This window comes from Pseudomonas sp. C 49-2 (assembly GCF_003970195.1).
GTDB lineage: Bacteria > Pseudomonadota > Gammaproteobacteria > Pseudomonadales > Pseudomonadaceae > Aquipseudomonas > Aquipseudomonas canadensis.
The window spans coordinates 587,278-605,753 of sequence record NZ_RXYG01000001.1 but is presented as its reverse complement, the minus strand read 5'-3'; the positions used below and the strand labels follow the sequence as shown (position 1 = coordinate 605,753).

General features: G+C 60.7%; 16 protein-coding genes. 6 read left to right on the top strand and 10 right to left on the bottom strand.

The genetic code is table 11. The features are described from left to right. Positions 1-10 precede the first annotated feature (10 nt). The 4 genes from mdtD to yccS all read left to right on the top strand — a co-directional run bounded on the left by mdtD (position 11) and on the right by yccS (position 6,626). On the top strand, positions 11-1,438 hold the full coding sequence (mdtD, locus tag EJ576_RS02860; protein ID WP_126569527.1) for a multidrug transporter subunit MdtD: 1,428 nt from the start codon (positions 11-13) through the stop codon (positions 1,436-1,438). A gap of 130 nt (positions 1,439-1,568) precedes the next feature. Next, on the top strand, positions 1,569-2,906 hold the full coding sequence (gene dbpA / locus EJ576_RS02855; RefSeq protein WP_233081520.1) for an ATP-dependent RNA helicase DbpA: 1,338 nt from the start codon (positions 1,569-1,571) through the stop codon (positions 2,904-2,906). 151 nt (positions 2,907-3,057) lie between these two features. Beyond that, entirely contained in the window at positions 3,058-4,236 is a 1,179-nt protein-coding gene (locus EJ576_RS02850; protein ID WP_123474986.1) for an NAD(P)/FAD-dependent oxidoreductase, read from the top strand. A gap of 206 nt (positions 4,237-4,442) precedes the next feature. Then, complete coding sequence (gene yccS, locus EJ576_RS02845) at positions 4,443-6,626, top strand: YccS family putative transporter (RefSeq protein ID WP_122729553.1); 2,184 nt, start codon at positions 4,443-4,445, stop codon at positions 6,624-6,626. Between the two features lie 4 nt (positions 6,627-6,630). Here yccS and EJ576_RS02840 read toward each other — a convergent pair whose 3' ends face one another. Continuing rightward, positions 6,631-7,368: an ABC transporter substrate-binding protein gene (locus tag EJ576_RS02840; RefSeq protein WP_122729555.1), complete on the bottom strand. Its 738-nt coding sequence runs from the start codon at positions 7,366-7,368 to the stop codon at positions 6,631-6,633. 201 nt (positions 7,369-7,569) lie between these two features. Between EJ576_RS02840 and EJ576_RS02835 the strand changes: the two genes are divergently transcribed. Next, positions 7,570-8,028, top strand: coding sequence for a GNAT family N-acetyltransferase (locus EJ576_RS02835; protein WP_122729557.1), 459 nt, complete (start codon positions 7,570-7,572; stop codon positions 8,026-8,028). Here the strand turns inward: EJ576_RS02835 and EJ576_RS02830 are convergent. From EJ576_RS02830 to EJ576_RS02820, 3 genes are read right to left on the bottom strand one after another with little or no spacing between them, the layout of a single operon-like run. Then, a complete protein-coding gene (locus EJ576_RS02830) occupies positions 8,019-8,315 on the bottom strand; it encodes a helix-turn-helix domain-containing protein (RefSeq protein ID WP_122729559.1) in 297 nt (98 codons plus the stop codon). The two genes, EJ576_RS02835 and EJ576_RS02830, sit on opposite strands and share 10 nt — an antisense overlap. Before the next feature lie 17 nt (positions 8,316-8,332). Then, positions 8,333-8,833: a M48 family metallopeptidase gene (locus EJ576_RS02825; RefSeq protein WP_122729561.1), complete on the bottom strand. Its 501-nt coding sequence runs from the start codon at positions 8,831-8,833 to the stop codon at positions 8,333-8,335. A 41-nt stretch (positions 8,834-8,874) separates the two neighbouring features. Beyond that, positions 8,875-10,980 (bottom strand): bifunctional diguanylate cyclase/phosphodiesterase, encoded by a 2,106-nt coding sequence (locus EJ576_RS02820; protein WP_122729563.1) that lies wholly within the window; start codon positions 10,978-10,980, stop codon positions 8,875-8,877. Positions 10,981-11,290: 310 nt separating this feature from the next. On the opposite strand from EJ576_RS02820, the gene EJ576_RS02815 reads away from it, so the two are divergent. Next, a complete protein-coding gene (locus tag EJ576_RS02815; protein WP_016977762.1) occupies positions 11,291-11,956 on the top strand; it encodes a polysaccharide lyase family 7 protein in 666 nt (221 codons plus the stop codon). Positions 11,957-12,012: 56 nt separating this feature from the next. On the opposite strand, the gene fba is transcribed toward EJ576_RS02815, so the two are convergent. The 6 genes from fba to tkt all read right to left on the bottom strand — a co-directional run bounded on the left by fba (position 12,013) and on the right by tkt (position 18,235). After that, the gene (gene fba / locus EJ576_RS02810; RefSeq protein ID WP_003177554.1) at positions 12,013-13,077 is read right to left on the bottom strand and encodes a class II fructose-bisphosphate aldolase; all 1,065 of its coding nucleotides are present in this window, start codon (positions 13,075-13,077) and stop codon (positions 12,013-12,015) included. 124 nt (positions 13,078-13,201) lie between these two features. After that, entirely contained in the window at positions 13,202-13,537 is a 336-nt protein-coding gene (locus EJ576_RS02805; protein ID WP_016977756.1) for an MliC family protein, read from the bottom strand. A 47-nt stretch (positions 13,538-13,584) separates the two neighbouring features. After that, entirely contained in the window at positions 13,585-13,812 is a 228-nt protein-coding gene (locus EJ576_RS02800) for a hypothetical protein (protein WP_016977755.1), read from the bottom strand. Positions 13,813-13,841: 29 nt separating this feature from the next. Then, entirely contained in the window at positions 13,842-15,005 is a 1,164-nt protein-coding gene (locus tag EJ576_RS02795; protein WP_025857657.1) for a phosphoglycerate kinase, read from the bottom strand. A 17-nt stretch (positions 15,006-15,022) separates the two neighbouring features. Beyond that, positions 15,023-16,078 carry an erythrose-4-phosphate dehydrogenase gene (epd, locus tag EJ576_RS02790; protein ID WP_122729565.1) on the bottom strand — a complete coding sequence of 352 codons (1,056 nt, stop codon included), beginning with the start codon at positions 16,076-16,078 and terminating at the stop codon, positions 15,023-15,025. 159 nt (positions 16,079-16,237) lie between these two features. After that, complete coding sequence (gene tkt, locus EJ576_RS02785) at positions 16,238-18,235, bottom strand: transketolase (protein WP_028618256.1); 1,998 nt, start codon at positions 18,233-18,235, stop codon at positions 16,238-16,240. Positions 18,236-18,476 lie beyond the last annotated feature (241 nt).

The following is an 18,476-nucleotide window of genomic DNA, read 5'->3' as shown; positions in this document are numbered from 1 at the left end:
AAGGGTTTCCATGCCGAACCGCGTCCCGCTCGATGCCAAGACCGCCCGCTGGCTCCCCTGGGTGGTCGCGATTGCCTTCTTCATGCAGTCGCTCGACGGGACGATCCTCAACACGGCATTACCGGCGATGGCCCGGGACCTCGCGGAAAACCCGCTGCGCATGCAAGGGGTGGTGATCGCCTACATGCTCACCGTCGCCTTGCTGATCCCGGCGTCGGGCTGGATCGCCGACCGCTTCGGCACCAAGAGAATCTTCTTCGGCGCAATCATGCTGTTCAGCATTGGCTCACTGCTGTGCGCGCTGTCCAGCAGCTTGACCATGCTGGTGGGCGCTCGGGTGATCCAAGGCCTGGGCGGTGCGCTGATGCTGCCCGTGGGCCGGCTGGTGGTGCTGCGCGCTTACCCGCGCTCCGAACTGGTGCGCATCATGGGCTTCATCACCATTCCCGGTTTGCTCGGCCCGTTGCTCGGCCCGACCATGGGCGGCTGGATGGTGCAATACCTTACGTGGCACTGGATCTTCCTGATCAACCTGCCGGTGGGCATGATCGGCTGCTACGCCGTGTGGAAATTCATCCCCGACCTGCGTGGCAGTGAACGCACGCGCTTCGACGGGATCGGCTTCCTGCTGTTTGGCGCCGCGATGGTGTTGATCACCATCGCCATGGAAGGCCTGGGCGAGCTGCACTTGCCGCACCTGCGGGTAATGTTGCTGCTGTTCGGCGGGCTGGCGTGCCTCGCGGCGTATTGGCTGCGCGCCGGGCATATCGATAACCCGCTGTTTTCTCCGGTGCTGTTCAAGACCCGCACCTTTGCCGTGGGCATCCTCGGCAACCTGTTCGCGCGGCTGGGCAGCGGCGCCCTGCCGTTCCTGGTGCCGCTGCTGTTGCAAGTGGCGCTGGGGTATTCACCGTCGGAAGCCGGCATGAGCATGCTGCCCCTGGCGGCGGCGGCGATGTTTGCCAAGTCCGTGGCACGCCCGCTGATCGAACGCTTGGGCTACCGCATCGTGCTGACGGGCAACACCCTGGCCCTGGGCATCATGCTGGCGAGCATGGGATTGGTCACGGAACACACGCCCTACCCGCTGCTACTGGGCATGCTGGCGGTATTGGGAGCGATCAACTCGCTGCAATTCACCGCGATGAACACCGTCACCCTGATCGACCTAGATGACGCCCAGGCCAGCAGCGGCAACAGTTTGCTGTCGGTGGTGGCGCAGTTGTCGTTGAGCCTCGGGGTCGCCTGCGCCGGTGCACTGCTCGGCGGATTTACCGCTGAAACCGGCAATGACGGCGTGAGCACGGTCCTCGGCGCGTTCCAGCTGACCTTCCTCACGGTGGGCATCATGGCGATGCTGGCGGCGGCGATCTTCCTGCAACTGTCGCCAAAAGACGGCAAGCGTGCAGCCAGTCCCGAGCAGCATATCGAGCATTAACAGGCTTCTCGTCTAGAACTTGCGGGGAAAATCCCACAGGGCTGGTACACTGCGCGACATTTTGTTTTGCAGAGCCAGTCCCGTGACTACCATCGCCACCGCTTTTAATACTTTGCCCCTGTCCGCCGCCATGCTGGCTAACCTCGACTCGCTGGGTTATGTCGAGATGACGCAGATCCAGGCGCAAAGCTTGCCGGTGATCCTCAAGGGGCTGGACCTGATTGCCCAGGCCAAGACCGGCAGCGGCAAGACCGCCGCCTTCGGCATCGGCCTGTTGAACCCGATCAACCCGCGCTACTTCGGCTGCCAGGCCCTGGTGATGTGCCCGACCCGTGAGCTGGCCGACCAAGTTGCCAAGGAAATCCGCCGCCTGGCCCGTGCCGAAGACAACATCAAGGTGCTGACCCTGTGCGGCGGCGTGTCCCTTGGCCCGCAGATCGCCTCCCTGGAACACGGCGCCCACGTCATCGTCGGCACGCCGGGCCGTATCCAGCAGCACTTGCGCAAGGGCTCGCTGGTCCTCGACGGCCTGAACACGCTGATCCTCGACGAAGCCGACCGCATGCTCGACATGGGCTTCTACGACGCCATCGAAGACATCATCAGCAAGACCCCGCCGCGCCGCCAGACCCTGCTGTTCTCGGCCACCTACCCGGTGAGTATCAAGCAGTTGGCGTCCAAGTTCATGCGCGCGCCGCAGCAAGTGAAAGCCGAAGCGTTCCACTCCGATGACCAGATCGAGCAGCGTTTCTTCGAGATCTCGCCGGAAGAACGCATGGACGCGGTGACCAAAGTCCTGGCGCACTTCCGCCCAGCGTCTTGCGTAGCGTTCTGCTTCACCAAGCAGCAAGTGCAGGAAACCGTGGATCACCTGACGTCCAAGGGTATTTCCGCCGTCGGCCTGCATGGCGACCTGGAACAGCGCGACCGTGACCAGGTGCTGGCGATGTTCGCCAACCGCAGTACCTCAGTGCTGGTCGCTACCGACGTTGCCGCCCGTGGTTTGGACATTGATTCGCTGGACATGGTGATCAACGTCGAATTGGCCCGCGACTCGGAAATCCACATCCACCGCGTCGGCCGTACCGGTCGTGCCGGTGAGACCGGCATCGCCATCAGCCTGGTAGCTCCGTCCGAAGCGCACCGCGCCCAGGCCATCGAGCAACTGCAGAAGTCGCCGCTGAACTGGGATCAACTGGACAACCTCAAGCCGCAAAGCGGTGGCCCGTTGCTGCCACAGATGAGCACCCTGTGCATTGCGGCCGGGCGTAAAGACAAGGTTCGTCCAGGCGACATCCTTGGCGCACTGACCGGAGAAGCCGGCATCCCGGGTGCCCAGGTCGGCAAGATCGCCATCTTTGATTTCCAGGCCTTCGTGGCCGTGGAGCGCGGGATCGCCAAGCAGGCGTTGCAGCGCTTGAACGACGGCAAGATCAAAGGCCGTTCGTTGCGCGTGCGGATCCTGTAAGAACACCACCGCCCCCCTGTAGGAGCGAGCTTGCTCGCGAAAAACCTAAGCGCGCCGCGTTTAACCAGACAACACGCGTTTTCGTTCACGTTTTTCGCGAGCAAGCTCGCTCCTACAGTGATCGTATCGATTCATGTATGAGGACACCGTTTTGCGCTCGACCGAAGTTGTGATCATTGGCGCCGGCGCCGCAGGCTTGATGTGCGCCCTGACCGCCGCCGGGCGTGGGCGCAAGGTGATGTTGATCGATCATGCGAACAAGGCCGGCAAGAAGATCCTGATGTCCGGTGGTGGCCGCTGCAATTTCACCAATATGTACACCGAGCCGGCCAACTTCCTCTCGCATAACGCGCATTTCTGCAAATCAGCCCTGGCCCGCTACACCCAATGGGACTTTATCGGGCTGGTGGCCAAGCACGGCGTGCCGTACCACGAGAAGAAGCTCGGCCAGCTGTTCTGCGATAACAAGTCCAGCGACATCCTCGGCATGCTGCTCGATGAGTGCATCCAGGTCGGCGTGAGCCTGCATCTGGACACATCGATCCAGGAAATCGCCAAGCTCGACAGCGGCTACCAGTTGCAGACCACCCTGGGTGAGCTGCGCTGCGAATCCCTGGTGATCGCCACCGGCGGCCTGTCGATTCCCACCCTGGGCGCCACCGGTTTTGGTTATCAGGTGGCCAAGCAATTCGGCCACGAACTGCTGCCGACGCGCGCCGGGCTGGTACCGTTCACCATCACCGATCAGCTCAAGGACTTGTGCGGCGAGTTGTCGGGCACGTCGGTGGATTGCCTGGTGAGCTGCAACGGCCAGAGCTTTCGCGAAAACATCCTGTTCACCCACCGCGGCCTGAGTGGGCCGGCGATCCTGCAGATTTCTTCGTATTGGGAATCCGGCGACACGGTGGAAATCAACCTACTGCCCGACCATGACGCCCACACTTGGCTGCAACAGCAACAGGTCGAGCGTCCCAACAGCGAGCTGAAAACCCTGCTGGGCGAGATCTTCACCAAGAAGATGGCCAACCTGCTGGCGGACACCTGGTTTGCGTCCAAGCCGATGAAGCAGTACACCCACGCCGAAGTTGCCGACATCGCGCAAAAACTCGGCAACTGGCAATTGGTGCCGGCGGGCACCGAGGGTTATCGCACGGCGGAAGTCACGCTGGGTGGTGTGGACACACGGGAAGTGTCGTCCAAGACCATGGAATCGCTGAAAAGCCCCGGTCTGTACTTTATCGGTGAGGTGCTGGATGTGACCGGTCACCTGGGCGGCTTCAACTTCCAGTGGGCCTGGGCGTCCGGCTATGCCGCCGCGCAATACGCCTGAAAAAAGGCTGTACTCGGTCAAAATGTGGGAGCTGGCTTGCCTGCGATAGCGGTGGTGAATTCATCGCCGCCATCGCAGGCAAGCCAGCTCCCACTTTCGTTTTGGGGTGGCACTCAAAAATATGCAATGAGATGTGATTGCCACGCTTGCCGTGACGTCACTGATGGCTCAATTTAGCGGCATCGTTCCGGAAGACTCCAGACTTCATGTCATCGACCTCGTTCAAGCAGTCCATGCGGCGCCTGTGGGCGCTGGATAAATTCAGTTACAGCATTCGGGTGTTCATCGCCCTCACCGGCAGCATGGCGCTGTGCTGGTACCAGGATGAAATGACGCTGCTGATCCCGTTGTTCCTGGGGATTATCGCCAGCGCCCTGGCCGAGACCGATGACAGTTGGCAAGGCCGCCTCAATGCCCTGGCGGTGACCCTGGTATGTTTCAGCATCGCCGCGCTGTCGGTAGAGCTGCTGTTCCCTTATCCCTGGATCTTCGCGATCTCTCTGGCCCTGGCCACCTTCTGCCTGACCATGCTCGGCGCCTTGGGCGAACGTTATGGCGCGATTGCATCCGCGACGCTGATCCTGTCGGTGTACACCATGATCGGCGTGGACCAGCGTGGCGGCGCCGTTTCCGACTTCTGGCACGAGCCGCTGCTGCTGGTGGCCGGCGCCGCCTGGTACGGTGTGCTGTCAGTGCTATGGCAGGCGCTGTTTTCCAACCAGCCGGTGCAGCAAAGCCTGGCGCGGTTGTTTCGCGAGCTGGGGCGGTACCTCAAACTCAAATCGTCGTTGTTCGAGCCGATTCGCCAGCTGGACGTGGAAGCGCGTCGCCTGGAACTGGCCCAGCAAAATGGGCGGGTTGTGGCCGCGCTGAATGCGGCGAAGGAAATCATCCTGCACCGCGTGGGCAATGGTCGCCCTGGCTCGAAAGTCAGCCGCTACCTCAAGCTGTACTTCCTCGCCCAAGACATCCACGAACGCGCCAGCTCGTCCCATTATCCCTACAACGCCCTGGCCGAGGCCTTCTTCCACAGCGATGTGCTGTTCCGTTGCCAGCGCCTGCTGCGCCAGCAGGGCAAGGCGTGCCAGGCCCTGGCCGAGTCGATCCAGCTGCGCCAGCCGTTCATCTATGACGACAGCTTCGCCGAGGCCCTGGGTGACCTGAACGCCTCCCTGGAACACCTGCGCATCCAGAGCAACCCGGCCTGGCGCGGCCTGCTGCGCTCGTTGCGCGCGCTGGCGGCCAACTTGTCCACCCTGGATCGCCTGCTGGGCGACGCCAGCAATCCCGACAGCCTGGCGGACGCCACCGATAGCAACCTGCTGGACCGCGCCCCGCGCAACCTCAAGGAAATGTGGACGCGCCTGCGTACGCAGATGACGCCCACCTCGTTGCTGTTCCGCCATGCCTTGCGCCTGTCCCTGGCGCTGACCGTGGGCTACGGCATGTTGCATGCGATTCACGCCTCCCAAGGCTACTGGATCATCCTGACCACGCTGTTCGTATGCCAACCGAACTACGGCGCCACGCGGCGCAAGCTCGGCCAGCGGATCATCGGCACCGCCATCGGCCTTACTGTGGCCTGGGCGCTGTTCGATCTGTTCCCGAGCCCGTTGGTGCAGTCGATGTTCGCCATCGCCGCCGGCCTGGTCTTCTTTATCAACCGCACCACCCGCTACACCCTGGCCACCGCCGCTATCACGCTGATGGTGCTGTTCTGCTTCAACCAGGTGGGTGACGGTTACGGGCTGTTCCTGCCGCGTCTGTTCGATACCCTGCTCGGCAGCTTGATTGCGGGCCTGGCGGTATTCCTGTTCCTGCCGGACTGGCAGGGCCGCCGCTTGAACAAGGTGTTGGCCAACACCCTGACCTGCAACAGCATCTACCTGCGCCAGATCATGCAGCAGTACGCCGCCGGCAAAAGCGACGACCTGGCCTACCGCCTGGCCCGACGCAATGCACACAACGCCGATGCGGCGCTGTCGACCACCCTGGCGAACATGTTGATGGAGCCTGGGCACTTCCGTAAGGAGGCGGATGTGGGCTTCCGCTTCCTGGTGCTGTCGCACACGTTGCTCAGCTATTTGTCAGGGCTGGGCGCGCACCGCGAAACCCAGTTGCCGGCCGAGGTGCGTGAACATCTGATCGATGGCGCCGGGAAAACCTTGGCGGCAAGCATCGATGAAATCGCCACGGGATTGGCCAACAAGCAGCCCATTGCGATCCAGAGCGATGCCGAGGAAGCGTTGGCAGCCGACCTGGAGCAGATGCCGGATGAGATCGATGAGGGGCAGCGATTGGTGCAGACGCAATTGGCATTGATTTGTCGTCAACTGGGGCCGCTGCGCACGCTGGCGACGCACCTGATCAAGGACACCAGCGCGGCTTAGGCCGCTACATCCCATGCTGCTTCATCAACCGCGCATAACTGCCATCGGCCTTCATCTTGGCAATCTCTCGATCAAAGCTGGCGACGATCTGTTCATGCTCGGGGTTCTTCAAACTCACCAGGATATGCAGGCTGTTTTCACTCAACGGCTTGGGTAAAAACTCCACCGAATTGCGCACCCGAGTCGATTCACGCGACAGGTAATAACGCGCAACATATTCGTCCTCCACCGTAAGCCGAACCCGCTGCGCCGCGAGCATGCGCACCGCCATGGCGAAATTGTGCACCGGCACTTTCTGCAACTGCGCATCGCCATCGAACGCCGATGAATAGGCATACCCACGCACCACCGCGATGGGGTAGTCGTGCAGTTGCTCAAGGTTCTGGAATTCAATGGGATCGTCACGCCGCTTGATGAAACGCACGCGGTTGAGCAGGTACTCGTCGGAGAATTGCCCCAACTGCGTGCGCGCATCGTCATACCAGGCGTTCACCAAAACGTCATAACGACCGTCGCCCACGCCCATCAACGCCCGGGCCCAAGGCACCTGTTCGAAGTCACTGGCATAACCCGCGCGGGCCAGGGCAGTGCTGACGATATCGGTGGCCAGCCCGCCATTGATCAAGGTGGCGTCGGTAAAGGGTGGCCAGGCATCCGCTACCAGGCGCAGACGTTGCGCGAACGCTGGCTGAACCAGTAGCAACACTCCAATCAAAGCAACGGCACGAGAGAATCGCGGCATGCTCAAAATCCTTGGCAGGCAGGCGGTGGCCTTAGCTCAGGCGGGGCCTGAGGTTCTAACAGTAGCTCAGATTACACAAAGAAACCGGCGCAGGGCGCACTCAATGATGGCAATTTGATTTCACTCACAAAAATAGCCGATTTAGACACAAACGCCTGCCGCGCTTACTATCCGCAACAGACATCTATAAGAGAACATGCCATGACCGTTGAATGGGTTTGCAAGCACCACGATGACCTGGGCAAGGAGCAGCTTTACGCCATCCTGCGCCTGCGCAACGAGGTCTTCGTTGTCGAACAGAAATGCGCCTACCAGGATCTCGACGGGCAGGATCTTTCCGGCGACACACACCATTTGATGGCCTGGCAGGACGACCAACTGGTGGCCTACCTGCGCCTGCTGGACCCAGAGACTCAAGGCGGTGACGTGGTGATCGGCCGCGTGATTGTGGCACCGGTGGCGCGTGGCACCGGGTTGGGGCATCGGATGATGGAAGAAACACTCAAGCGGATTGAGGACATCTGGCCTGAAACACCGATATTCCTGTCAGCCCAGGCGCATTTGCAGGGCTACTACGGGCGTTATGGGTTTGTGGTGGCGGGTGAGGAATACCTTGAGGATGACATTCCGCACATTGGCATGCGAAAAGGTCAGGGGTAACCCAGCACCTGCTTGATCTGCCGCAGATTTGCTTCGATCCAGCGCCGATCGATCGCTCCCCAGTTGCGAATCCGATAGTGCCCGGCGTGGTTGCGGGCACCGTCCTCCTGCTCGAATTCACACAGGATATCCAGGTCGGCCAACGCCGCAATCGTGTCCTGCGCCGTGCGCCGGGGCATGCCGGTAACGTCGGTCAACGCCGGGACATTGCTGGCCTGCCCGCTATCGATCAGGTAAGCCACATACAGGCGGCGGTAGAAGCTGCTCTTGGTCTTGCTCACATCCATGGTCGGTCGCCTTGTGGTCAGGGTTTGCCCTGCAGGTCGCGGTACGTGAGGTAGACGCGCAGGTCGAATTCCACCTGATGGTAGCCCGGCATCATGTGCTCACAGAGTTTATAGAACGCTTTGTTGTGGTCCGACTCCTTGAAGTGCGCCAGTTCGTGCACGACGATCATGCGCAGAAACTCCGGCGCGGCCTCCTTGAACAGCGCGGCAATGCGAATCTCTTTTTTCGACTTGAGGTTGCCGCCCTGCACCCGGGAGATCGTGGTATGCAGGCCGAGGGCGCGGTGCGTCAGGTCCAGGCGGTTATCGAACAACACCTTGTCGATGGCCGGCGCGTTGCGCAGGTGTTCCTGCTTCAAGGCCAGGGCGTAAGCGTACAGCGCCTTGTCGCTCTGTACGGCGTGGCGTTCGGGGTAACGTTGTTCCAGATAGGCACCCAACTGGTCCTTGGCAATCAGTTGGCGCACTTGTTCCTGGAGGGCGGCGGGATAGGCCTGGAGGTATTTCAGCGCGGTCATGGGGTCTGCAACAGGTTCGGATGGCCGTCAGTGTAACGAATTCAGCCCAGACGGGCGCGGCACCAGTGCGTCACTTCCTCGGCCATCAACGGCTGCGCCGCCAAAGGGCCTTGGATAAACGGGCAACCGTTGGCCTTGAGCCATTGGGCTTGCTCCTGGGTTTCGACGCCCTCAGCCACCACCACAACCTCAAAATGCCCACACAGCTCAATGATGCTGCGCGCCATCACCGCGTCGCGCGCGGAACCCGGCAGGCGCGCAACCAATTGCGGGTCGAGCTTGAGCGTATCGAACGCCAGATCGCGCAGATGCGCCAGGGAGCAATTGCCCAGGCCAAAGTCATCCAGGGCAATGCGCACGCCGATCTGGTGCAACAGCTTGAGCTGCTTGGTCGACTCTTCCAGGTTACTCATCAGGCAGTCTTCGCTGATTTCCACCTCCAACTGTCGCCCCTGCAACCCATGTCGCTCCATCACCTGCTGCAGTTGGCTGGCCAGGTTGGGCATATTGAACTGGTTGCTGGAGAGGCTCACGCTCAGCACCAACTCATCACCAAACGTTGCTTGCCACACTTGGCGCTGCGCGGCGACCTGTTGATAAATCCAGGTGCTGAGCTGGCTGATCAACCGCGCCTCTTCCAGCAACGGCAGAAACAACCCCGGCGGCACATCGCCAACACTCGGATGCTGCCAGCGCAACAGCGCTTCAACGCCACGCAGGCGGCCGTCCTCCAGAGAAACTTGAGGCTGATAGACCAGGGTGAAATCCTTGTTCTGAATCGCCGTGCGCACACTGTCTTCGAGCATCAGGCGCGAGCGGGCGCGGCCGTTCATTTCCTGGTCGTAATAGCGATATTGCTGACGGCCAGCGCGCTTGGCTTCGTACATGGCAATGTCAGCGGCGCGCAGCAGGCCGTTCAGGTCCGAGCCACAATCCGGGAACGTGGCGATACCGATGCTGACCCCCAGCATCACATCCAGGCCGTCGATCTGCTGGCACACCGACACTCGTTCGATCAGTTTTTCCGCAATCTTCGCGGCTTGCTCAGGGAATTCCAGTTCCAGCAATGCCGTGAATTCATCCCCACCCATGCGCCCGAGCATGTCGCCAGATCGCAAACAGGCCTGCATCTGTTCCGAGACCCAGCGCAACACCCGGTCGCCTGCGTCATGTCCCAACGAGTCATTAACCCGCTTGAAGCCATCCAGGTCCAGATACAGCAACACCAGAGATAGCTCATTACGCTCGCTGCGCAGCAATGTGTTCTCTGCTGCCTGGTGGAAACCACGCCGGTTCAACAACCCGGTCAACGGGTCGGTGACGGCCTGGAACTCCAGTTGCTGGTGCAAATGACGCACTTCGGACATGTCCAGCACCGTCACCACCATGGCCTTCTGCTCGGCAGGCAACGGCGCGCAAGACAGCGCCACCGGCACCTGCTGACCGCGACCGGTGCGTAAAATGGCGTCATGCTGGCGCCACGTTTCGCCTTTGCGGTACGCCTCGAACATCGCGAACCCCAGCCAGGCCGGCACATGGGGTTTTTGCAGAAAACTCAGGAAGCTCTCTCCCTGCAATTCCGTCATGGTGGCATTCAGCAGCCGCGAAATAGCCGGGTTGGCGTACTCGATCACACTGCCCTCGCCCACCACCAGAATGCCCTCGGCGGCGTTATCCAGCACCGAGGCATTAAAGGCACGGGCGGACTCAAGTTCATGACTCAGGCGCTGCAAGGCACGGCGATTACGCTGGTGCTCCAACAGGGCTTGGACCTTGGGCTTGAGGATATTCGGGTCAAACGGCTTGAACAGATAATCGACGGCACCACTGGCATAGCCTTCCAGCACCGCTGCGGGCGACTGGGCGTTGGCCGTGAGGAAGATGATTGGCGTCATGCGTGTGCGTTGGCTGCCACGCATCAGCCGTGCCACTTCAAAACCGTCCATGCCGGGCATCCGCACGTCCAGCAACACTAGGTCGACTTCGTGAGCGAGCAGTAGCTCCAAGGCTTCCAGGCCGGAAGCTGCGGTAATCACCCGCCAGTCTTCGCGCTGCAAAAGCGCACGCATGCTGATGAGATTTTCCGGGTAGTCATCGACCACCAGAAGAACCGAACTGCCATCGCCGTGGTGTGGAGCGCATTCCATGCTACGTCTCTTCCTTGGGAGCCACTCCGGTCAATTCTGAGAGAAAACCCGGACAAACGCTGAGGCCTCACTCTAGCCCCGGTTCCAAAAAAGCAGAAGTAACGGCAGTGCCATCATTGCGCCAATTTTCAGGAAGCCGACTAACGGTCAACCGCTACAGCCCACGATTCACGGGAAACATGGCTTTTTGGCATTCCTTTGACGCCAATAAATTGCCAGCAAACGTTTAACAAGACGGTTAACACCACCTATAAAGAACCTGTCTGGCCCACGGGCCAAAGCCTTCACCTTCTGTAAAAAGGCAAATGCCATGATCGACCTTTCCACCTGGAACCTCAGCATCCCAGTAGGCTCCCCGCCCGCGACCATCGACACCCCGAAGCTGATGAACGGCTTCAAAGACCAGTATTTCCAGGCCGAAGGCAGCAACGTGCAATTCTGGACACCCGTCACCGGCACTCGCACCGAGAATGCCGTGTACCCGCGCAGCGAATTGCGTGAAACCTACGCCGATGGGCGGCTGCGCAACTGGACCTACCCCGACGCGGACAACTTCCTGCGCGCCACGTTGGAGGTCAATCAGGTGCCTTCCACCGGCAAGATTGTCATCGGGCAGATCCACGCCTATGACAGCCAGAAACCCCTGATCAAGCTGGAGTATCAATTCAAGGAAAAGACCCAGACCGGCAATATCGTCGCCAAAGTGCGCATGCGCCCGGATGAGGATGAAGGACGGGTGATCATCGTGGCGTCGAATGTGCCGCTGGAGAAGAGCTTTACCTACGTGATCAACCTCAACAAAGCCGGGCTGCTCAGTGTGTATGCCGCGGATGGTGAGTGGAATGAACGTATTGGTGCCGCGTGGGGGGCGAAGCCGTTGTACTTCAAGGCAGGCGCCTATGTGCAGGACAACAGTGGGGATAGCAAGGAAGGCGCACGGGTGACGTTTGCCAAGTTGGATATTGACCACGATTGAATTGCAGCCACAAAAAAGCCCGCATCGCTGCGGGCTTCTTTTATAAACGCTGAGGCTTAATTCACCTTGGCGTTCAACTCACCTTTCAAATAACGCTGGTACATCGCTTCCAACGAGATCGGCTTGATCTTCGAAGCATTGCCGGCAGTGCCAAAGGCCTCGTAGCGCGCGATACACACATCACGCATCGCGGTCACGGTCGCGCCGAAGAACTTACGCGGGTCGAACTCGCTTGGGTTGGTGGCCATCAGGCGACGCATCGCGCCAGTGGACGCCAGGCGCAGGTCGGTGTCGATGTTGACCTTGCGCACGCCGTACTTGATGCCTTCGACGATTTCTTCAACCGGCACGCCGTAGGTTTCTTTGATGTCGCCGCCGTACTGGTTGATGATCGCCAGCCACTCTTGCGGGACCGAGGAAGAACCGTGCATCACCAGGTGGGTGTTAGGGATGCGCTTGTGGATTTCCTTGATGCGGTCGATGGCCAGCACGTCGCCGGTAGGCGGCTTGGTGAACTTGTAAGCGCCGTGGCTGGTACCGATGGCGATGGCCAGGGCGTCAACTTGGGTCTTTTTCACGAAGTCCGCGGCTTCTTCCGGGTCGGTCAGCATTTGGCTGTGATCCAGCACACCTTCGGCGCCGATGCCGTCTTCTTCGCCGGCCATGCCGGTTTCCAGAGAACCCAGGCAGCCCAACTCGCCTTCAACCGATACGCCGCAGGCGTGGGCCATGGCCACGGTTTGTTGGGTGACGCGTACGTTGTACTCGTAGTCGGTCGGGGTCTTGCCGTCTTCGCCGAGGGAACCGTCCATCATCACCGAGCTGAAGCCCAGTTGGATGGAGCGCTGGCACACGTCAGGGCTGGTGCCGTGGTCCTGGTGCATGCACACCGGGATGTGCGGGAATTCTTCGATTGCGGCGAGGATCAGGTGACGCAGGAACGGGGCACCGGCGTATTTGCGGGCACCGGCCGAGGCCTGGACGATCACGGGGGAGTCGGTCTTGTCAGCGGCTTCCATGATGGCGCGCATCTGCTCAAGGTTGTTGACGTTAAAGGCTGGGACGCCATAGCCGAACTCGGCTGCGTGGTCCAGCATTTGACGCATGCTGATAAGTGCCATTGTGTTGTCTCTCCCGGTCGAGGGTCGTTAATCGTGCAAGCCTGCCGTAGCGGCGGCTGCTATTCAAGTTATTGCCGGCCAGGCTTTCAATACCTGGCCTGCTGAATCGTTATTGCTGTCAGGCTTACTGCGCTTTGCAGCCGCGCCCGATCAAGTCATCGGTGGCAACCCAGTAAACCAGGCCTTCCTCACCTTTTGTGTGAAACGCCAATTGGCCGTCGCTGTACAGCACGCCCGAGGCGGCAACGTCCTGCTTGAGGCGGTAAACCTGGTCGGAACCGCCCAAACGGACATCCACCTCGGATTTGGCCTGATTAGCAAAGCGCCAGTTCACCTCGGCTTTGCTGTCGCAGGTCCAAGTGGTCCACTTGTCGGCAGTTTCTGCCTTGTTGCTGAACATGTTCATGCTGCTGCAGCCGGCCAACAGGGCCAGGGCTGCCAGGGCGAAAACGCCTTTCATTGCCAATCCTCGTGAGGCGACCGATGGCCGCCAGTTGATCAGACCCGTCAAGGGCAACCCTGTTCCTGACCGTTGGGCGCGGCGTCGTATTTCTCCAGCCGTTCGTTGCCGATGCGCTTGTTGATCACCGGCATGGTCTCGGCTTGCCAGTCCGCCTGGTAGCAGCTCTTTTTCTGCTGTGCCGCAGGCTTGCCAGCGTCCGGCTCTGCGTTTGGCGTGCTGCCGCAGCCGGCCAACAGGCCCGCTGCGATCACCATTGCCAACGACTTGATCATGGGAATACTCCTTTTCCGGATCACGAGCCTCAGCCTTTGGCTCGGGTTTCCAACACTTCCACGGCCGGCAGAACTTTGCCTTCGACGAATTCAAGGAATGCGCCGCCACCGGTAGAAATGTAGGAGATTTGGTCAGCAACGCCATATTTATCGATAGCTGCCAGTGTGTCGCCGCCGCCGGCGATGGAGAAGGCCGAGCTTTCTGCGATGGCCTTGGCCAGCACTTTGGTGCCGTTACCGAACTGGTCGAATTCGAACACACCCACTGGACCATTCCACAGAATGGTCTGCGAGGCTTTCAGCAGTTCGGCGAAGTTGGCTGCGGTTTGTGGGCCGATGTCCAGGATCATGTCGTCGGCGGCCACATCAGCGATCAGCTTGACGGTGGCTTCGGCGCTTTCGGCAAATTCCTTGGCGACCACTACGTCGACCGGCAATGGCACGCTGACTTTGGCGGCGATGGCACGGGCCGTGTCGAGCAGGTCCGGTTCGTACAGGGACTTGCCCACCGGGTGACCGGCTGCGGCCAGGAAGGTGTTGGCGATGCCGCCACCGACTATCAACTGGTTGCAGATCTGGCTCAGGCTGTTGAGCACGTCCAGTTTGGTGGACACCTTGGAGCCGGCCACGATGGCAGCCATTGGCTGAGCCGGAGCGCCCAGCGCCTTGCCCAGTGCGTCCAGCTCAGCAGCCAACAGCGGGCCAGCGGCGGCAACCTTGGCGAACTTGGCCACGCCGTGGGTCGAGCCCTCAGCACGGTGAGCGGTGCCAAATGCGTCCATCACGAACACGTCGCACAGCGCCGCATATTGCTGGGCCAGTTCGTCGCTGTTCTTTTTCTCGCCCTTGTTGAAGCGTACGTTTTCGAACAACACGATGTCGCCAGCTTTCACGTCCACACCGCCCAGGTAATCAGCCACCAGCGGCACGTCGCGGCCCAGGGCCTTGCTGAGGTAATCGGCGACAGGCTTGAGGCTGTTTTCGGCGGAGAACTCACCTTCGGTCGGACGACCCAGGTGGGAGCAGACCATCACGGCCGCGCCTTTTTCCAGGGCCAGCTTGATGGTCGGCAGCGAGGCCAGGATTCGCGCATCGCTGGTGACAACACCGTCCTTGACTGGGACGTTGAGGTCTTCGCGGATCAGTACGCGCTTACCTTGCAGATCGAGGTCGGTCATCTTCAACACGGTCATGGGTCGCAGTTCCTGAATTACTGTTGAGGTTGTTTAGAGGCGATGTGCAGATAATGTTCCGCAACATCCAGCATTCGGTTGGCAAAGCCCCATTCGTTGTCGAACCAGGCCAGGATGTTCACCAGCCTCGGGCCGGAAACGCGGGTCTGGCTGGCATCGACAATTGCCGAATGCGGGTCATGGTTGAAATCGCAACTGGCGTGCGGCAACTCGGTGTAGGCCAGCAGGCCTTTGAGCGGGCCGCTGGTGGCGGCGTCGCGCAGGATCCGGTTGACCTCTGTCGCATCGGTGTCGCTGACGGTTTGCATGGTGATGTCCAGGCAGGACACGTTCACCGTCGGCACCCGTACGGCTTTGGCCTGGATTCGCCCGGCAAGTTCCGGCAACAGTCGTTCGATACCGCGAGCCAGGCCCGTGGACACCGGAATCACTGACTGGAACGCCGAACGCGTGCGACGCAGGTCTTCGTGGTGATAGGCGTCGATCACCGGCTGGTCGTTCATTGCCGAGTGAATCGTGGTGATCGACACATAATCCAGGCCAATCGCCTGATCCAGCAGGCGCAACAGCGGCACGCTGCAGTTGGTGGTGCAAGAAGCGTTGGACACCAGCAGCTCATCGCCGGTCAGGCAATCCTGATTGATGCCGTAGACGATGGTGGCGTCGACATCCGCCTCGCTGGCCATCGGCTGGGAAAACAGCACACGCGGTGCGCCGGCGTCGAGGAAACGCTGGCCGTCGGCACGGGTGTGATAGACACCGGAACATTCCAGCACCAGGTCGACGCCCAATGCCTTCCAGTCGATGTCTTCGGGGGTGGCACTGCGCAAGACCTGCACGCAGTTGCCATTAATGTGCAGACAATCGCCTTCGACCCGTACTTCGCCGGGGAAGCGACCGTGGGTGGAGTCAAAGCGTGTCAGGTATTCGATGCTGGCCATGTCGGCCAAATCATTGATAGCGACAATTTCAAACCCGGCCGCCGCCCCTCGCTCGAACAGAGCACGCAAGACGCAACGACCAATGCGGCCGTAGCCGTTGAGTGCAACTTTGTAGGGACGCGGTTGAGGCATGGGGTTCTCGCATTATGGGCGACACAAACCATTGTAGGAGCTGGCTTGCCAGCGATGAGGCCATCAGCTTCAACATGGATGTTGGCTGGACGGACGCCATCGCTGGCAAGCCAGCTCCTACAAGGGGTGCGGCGGCCAGTTGACCGCCGCGTTCGCGCTTTAGTCTTCCAGCAGCTCTTCAGCCTGACCCAGGATGTTTTCCAGGGTGAAACCGAACTCTTCGAACAACGCTGGCGCCGGCGCCGACTCACCGTAGGTGGTCATGCCAATCACGCGGCCTTCCAGGCCCACGTACTTGTACCAGTAGTCGGCATGCGCCGCTTCGATGGCGATGCGCGCGCTGACCTGCAACGGCAGCACCGATTGCTTGTAGCCGGCGTCCTGGGCTTCGAACACGCTGGTGCACGGCATGGACACAACGCGTACGTTGCGGCCTTGGGCAGTCAGCTTGTCATAGGCTTGAACGGTCAGGCCCACTTCGGAACCGGTGGAGATCAGGATCAGCTCCGGCTCGCCAATGCAGTCCTTGAGCACGTAACCGCCACGGCTGATGTCGGCGATCTGCGCGTCGGTACGCACTTGGTGCTGCAGGTTCTGACGCGAGAAGATCAGCGCCGAAGGGCCGTCCTTGCGCTCGATGGCGTGCTTCCAGGCCACGGCGGATTCCACCGCGTCGGCTGGGCGCCAGCAATCCAGGTTCGGCGTGGTGCGCAGGCTGGTCAGTTGCTCGACCGGCTGGTGCGTCGGGCCGTCTTCACCGAGGCCGATGGAGTCGTGGGTGTACACGTGGATCACGCGCTTCTTCATCAGCGCAGCCATGCGTACGGCGTTGCGGGCGTATTCCATGAACATCAGGAAGGTCGCGCCGTAAGGCACCAGGCCGCCGTGCAGGGATACGCCGTTCATGATGGCGCTCATGCCGAACTCACGTACGCCGTAGTACATGTAGTTGCCGCTGGCGTCTTCCGCCGACACGCCCTTGCAGCCTTTCCACAGGGTCAGGTTGGAGCCGGCCAGGTCAGCCGAACCGCCGAGGATCTCCGGCAGCAGCGGGCCAAAGGCGTTCAGGGTGTTCTGGCTGGCTTTACGGCTGGCGATGGTTTCGCCCTTGGCCGCGACTTCGGCGATGTAGGCCGAGGCTTTTTCCGAGAAGTCGGCAGGCAGGTCACCGGCGAGGCGACGGACCAGTTCATTGGCCAGTTCAGGGAATTCGGCGGAGTAGGCCGCGAAACGCTGGTCCCACTCGGCTTCGGTGGCCAGGCCTTTTTCCTTGGCATCCCATTCGGCGTAGATGTCGGCCGGGATTTCGAACGGGCCGTGGTTCCACTTCAGGGCTTCACGGGTCAGGGCGATTTCCGCGTCACCCAGGGGGGCGCCGTGGCAGTCTTCTTTGCCCTGCTTGTTCGGCGAACCGAAACCGATGGTGGTCTTGCAGCAGATCAGGGTCGGCTGCGCGCTCTTGCGGGCGGTGTCGATGGCGGTCTTGATCTCTTCCGGATCGTGGCCGTCGACGTTGCGGATCACCTGCCAGTTGTAGGCTTCGAAACGCTTAGGGGTGTCATCGGTGAACCAGCCTTCGACTTCGCCGTCGATGGAGATGCCGTTGTCATCATAGAACGCGATCAGCTTGCCCAGGCCCAGGGTGCCGGCCAGGGAAGCGACTTCGTGGGAAATGCCTTCCATCATGCAGCCATCACCCAGGAACACGTAGGTGTGGTGATCGACGATGTCATGGCCAGGGCGGTTGAACTGCGCGCCCAGTACTTTTTCAGCCAGCGCGAAGCCAACGGCGTTGGCCAGGCCTTGACCCAGGGGACCGGTGGTGGTCTCGACGCCTGGGGTATAGCCGAATTCCGGGTGGCCCGGGGTGCGGCTGTGCAGTTGACGGAAGCTTTTCAGGTCGTCGATGGTGACGTCGTAGCCGGTCAGGTGCAGCAGCGAGTAGATCAGCATCGAACCATGGCCGTTGGACAGCACGAAGCGGTCACGGTCGGCGAACGACGGGTTGCTCGGGTTGTGTTTCAGGTAGTCACGCCAAAGTACCTCGGCGATATCCGCCATGCCCATCGGGGCACCGGGATGGCCGCTGTTGGCTTTTTGCACGGCATCCATGCTGAGGGCACGAATGGCGTTGGCACGCTCACGACGGCTGGGCATCGCTGATCTCCTGGGGTTTGCTGAAAAGAAACGGAAAAAAGGACCGGTATTTTCCCTCAGCCACCGCCTGCGGGCAATGACAGATAGTCACTTGAGGACGTTTTTCCTGTGCTTTGGGCATCAATCCCTTGCAGAAACCTTTAGCCGGTTCGTCTAAAGGTTATAGCGGCGGCTTATAACCGCCACTTATCGATCAATATCAAAACTTTTTGATATTGGCCTTGCGATGCATTCCGCCCGT

Excerpts from the sequence above, each read along its gene's own strand:
- EJ576_RS02830 (WP_122729559.1), bottom strand. The coding sequence starts at position 8,315 with ATGGATGTGAGCAAGACCAAGAGCAGCTTCTACCGCCGCCTGTATGTG.
- EJ576_RS02795 (WP_025857657.1), bottom strand. The coding sequence starts at position 15,005 with ATGACCGTGTTGAAGATGACCGACCTCGATCTGCAAGGTAAGCGCGTA.
- EJ576_RS02815 (WP_016977762.1), top strand. The coding sequence starts at position 11,291 with ATGATCGACCTTTCCACCTGGAACCTCAGCATCCCAGTAGGCTCCCCG.
- EJ576_RS02820 (WP_122729563.1), bottom strand. The coding sequence starts at position 10,980 with ATGGAATGCGCTCCACACCACGGCGATGGCAGTTCGGTTCTTCTGGTG.
- EJ576_RS02835 (WP_122729557.1), top strand. The coding sequence starts at position 7,570 with ATGACCGTTGAATGGGTTTGCAAGCACCACGATGACCTGGGCAAGGAG.
- tkt (WP_028618256.1), bottom strand. The coding sequence starts at position 18,235 with ATGCCCAGCCGTCGTGAGCGTGCCAACGCCATTCGTGCCCTCAGCATG.
- yccS (WP_122729553.1), top strand. The coding sequence starts at position 4,443 with ATGTCATCGACCTCGTTCAAGCAGTCCATGCGGCGCCTGTGGGCGCTG.
- mdtD (WP_126569527.1), top strand. The coding sequence starts at position 11 with ATGCCGAACCGCGTCCCGCTCGATGCCAAGACCGCCCGCTGGCTCCCC.
- EJ576_RS02800 (WP_016977755.1), bottom strand. The coding sequence starts at position 13,812 with ATGATCAAGTCGTTGGCAATGGTGATCGCAGCGGGCCTGTTGGCCGGC.
- EJ576_RS02840 (WP_122729555.1), bottom strand. The coding sequence starts at position 7,368 with ATGCCGCGATTCTCTCGTGCCGTTGCTTTGATTGGAGTGTTGCTACTG.
- fba (WP_003177554.1), bottom strand. The coding sequence starts at position 13,077 with ATGGCACTTATCAGCATGCGTCAAATGCTGGACCACGCAGCCGAGTTC.
- epd (WP_122729565.1), bottom strand. The coding sequence starts at position 16,078 with ATGCCTCAACCGCGTCCCTACAAAGTTGCACTCAACGGCTACGGCCGC.
- EJ576_RS02805 (WP_016977756.1), bottom strand. The coding sequence starts at position 13,537 with ATGAAAGGCGTTTTCGCCCTGGCAGCCCTGGCCCTGTTGGCCGGCTGC.
- dbpA (WP_233081520.1), top strand. The coding sequence starts at position 1,569 with ATGCTGGCTAACCTCGACTCGCTGGGTTATGTCGAGATGACGCAGATC.
- EJ576_RS02825 (WP_122729561.1), bottom strand. The coding sequence starts at position 8,833 with ATGACCGCGCTGAAATACCTCCAGGCCTATCCCGCCGCCCTCCAGGAA.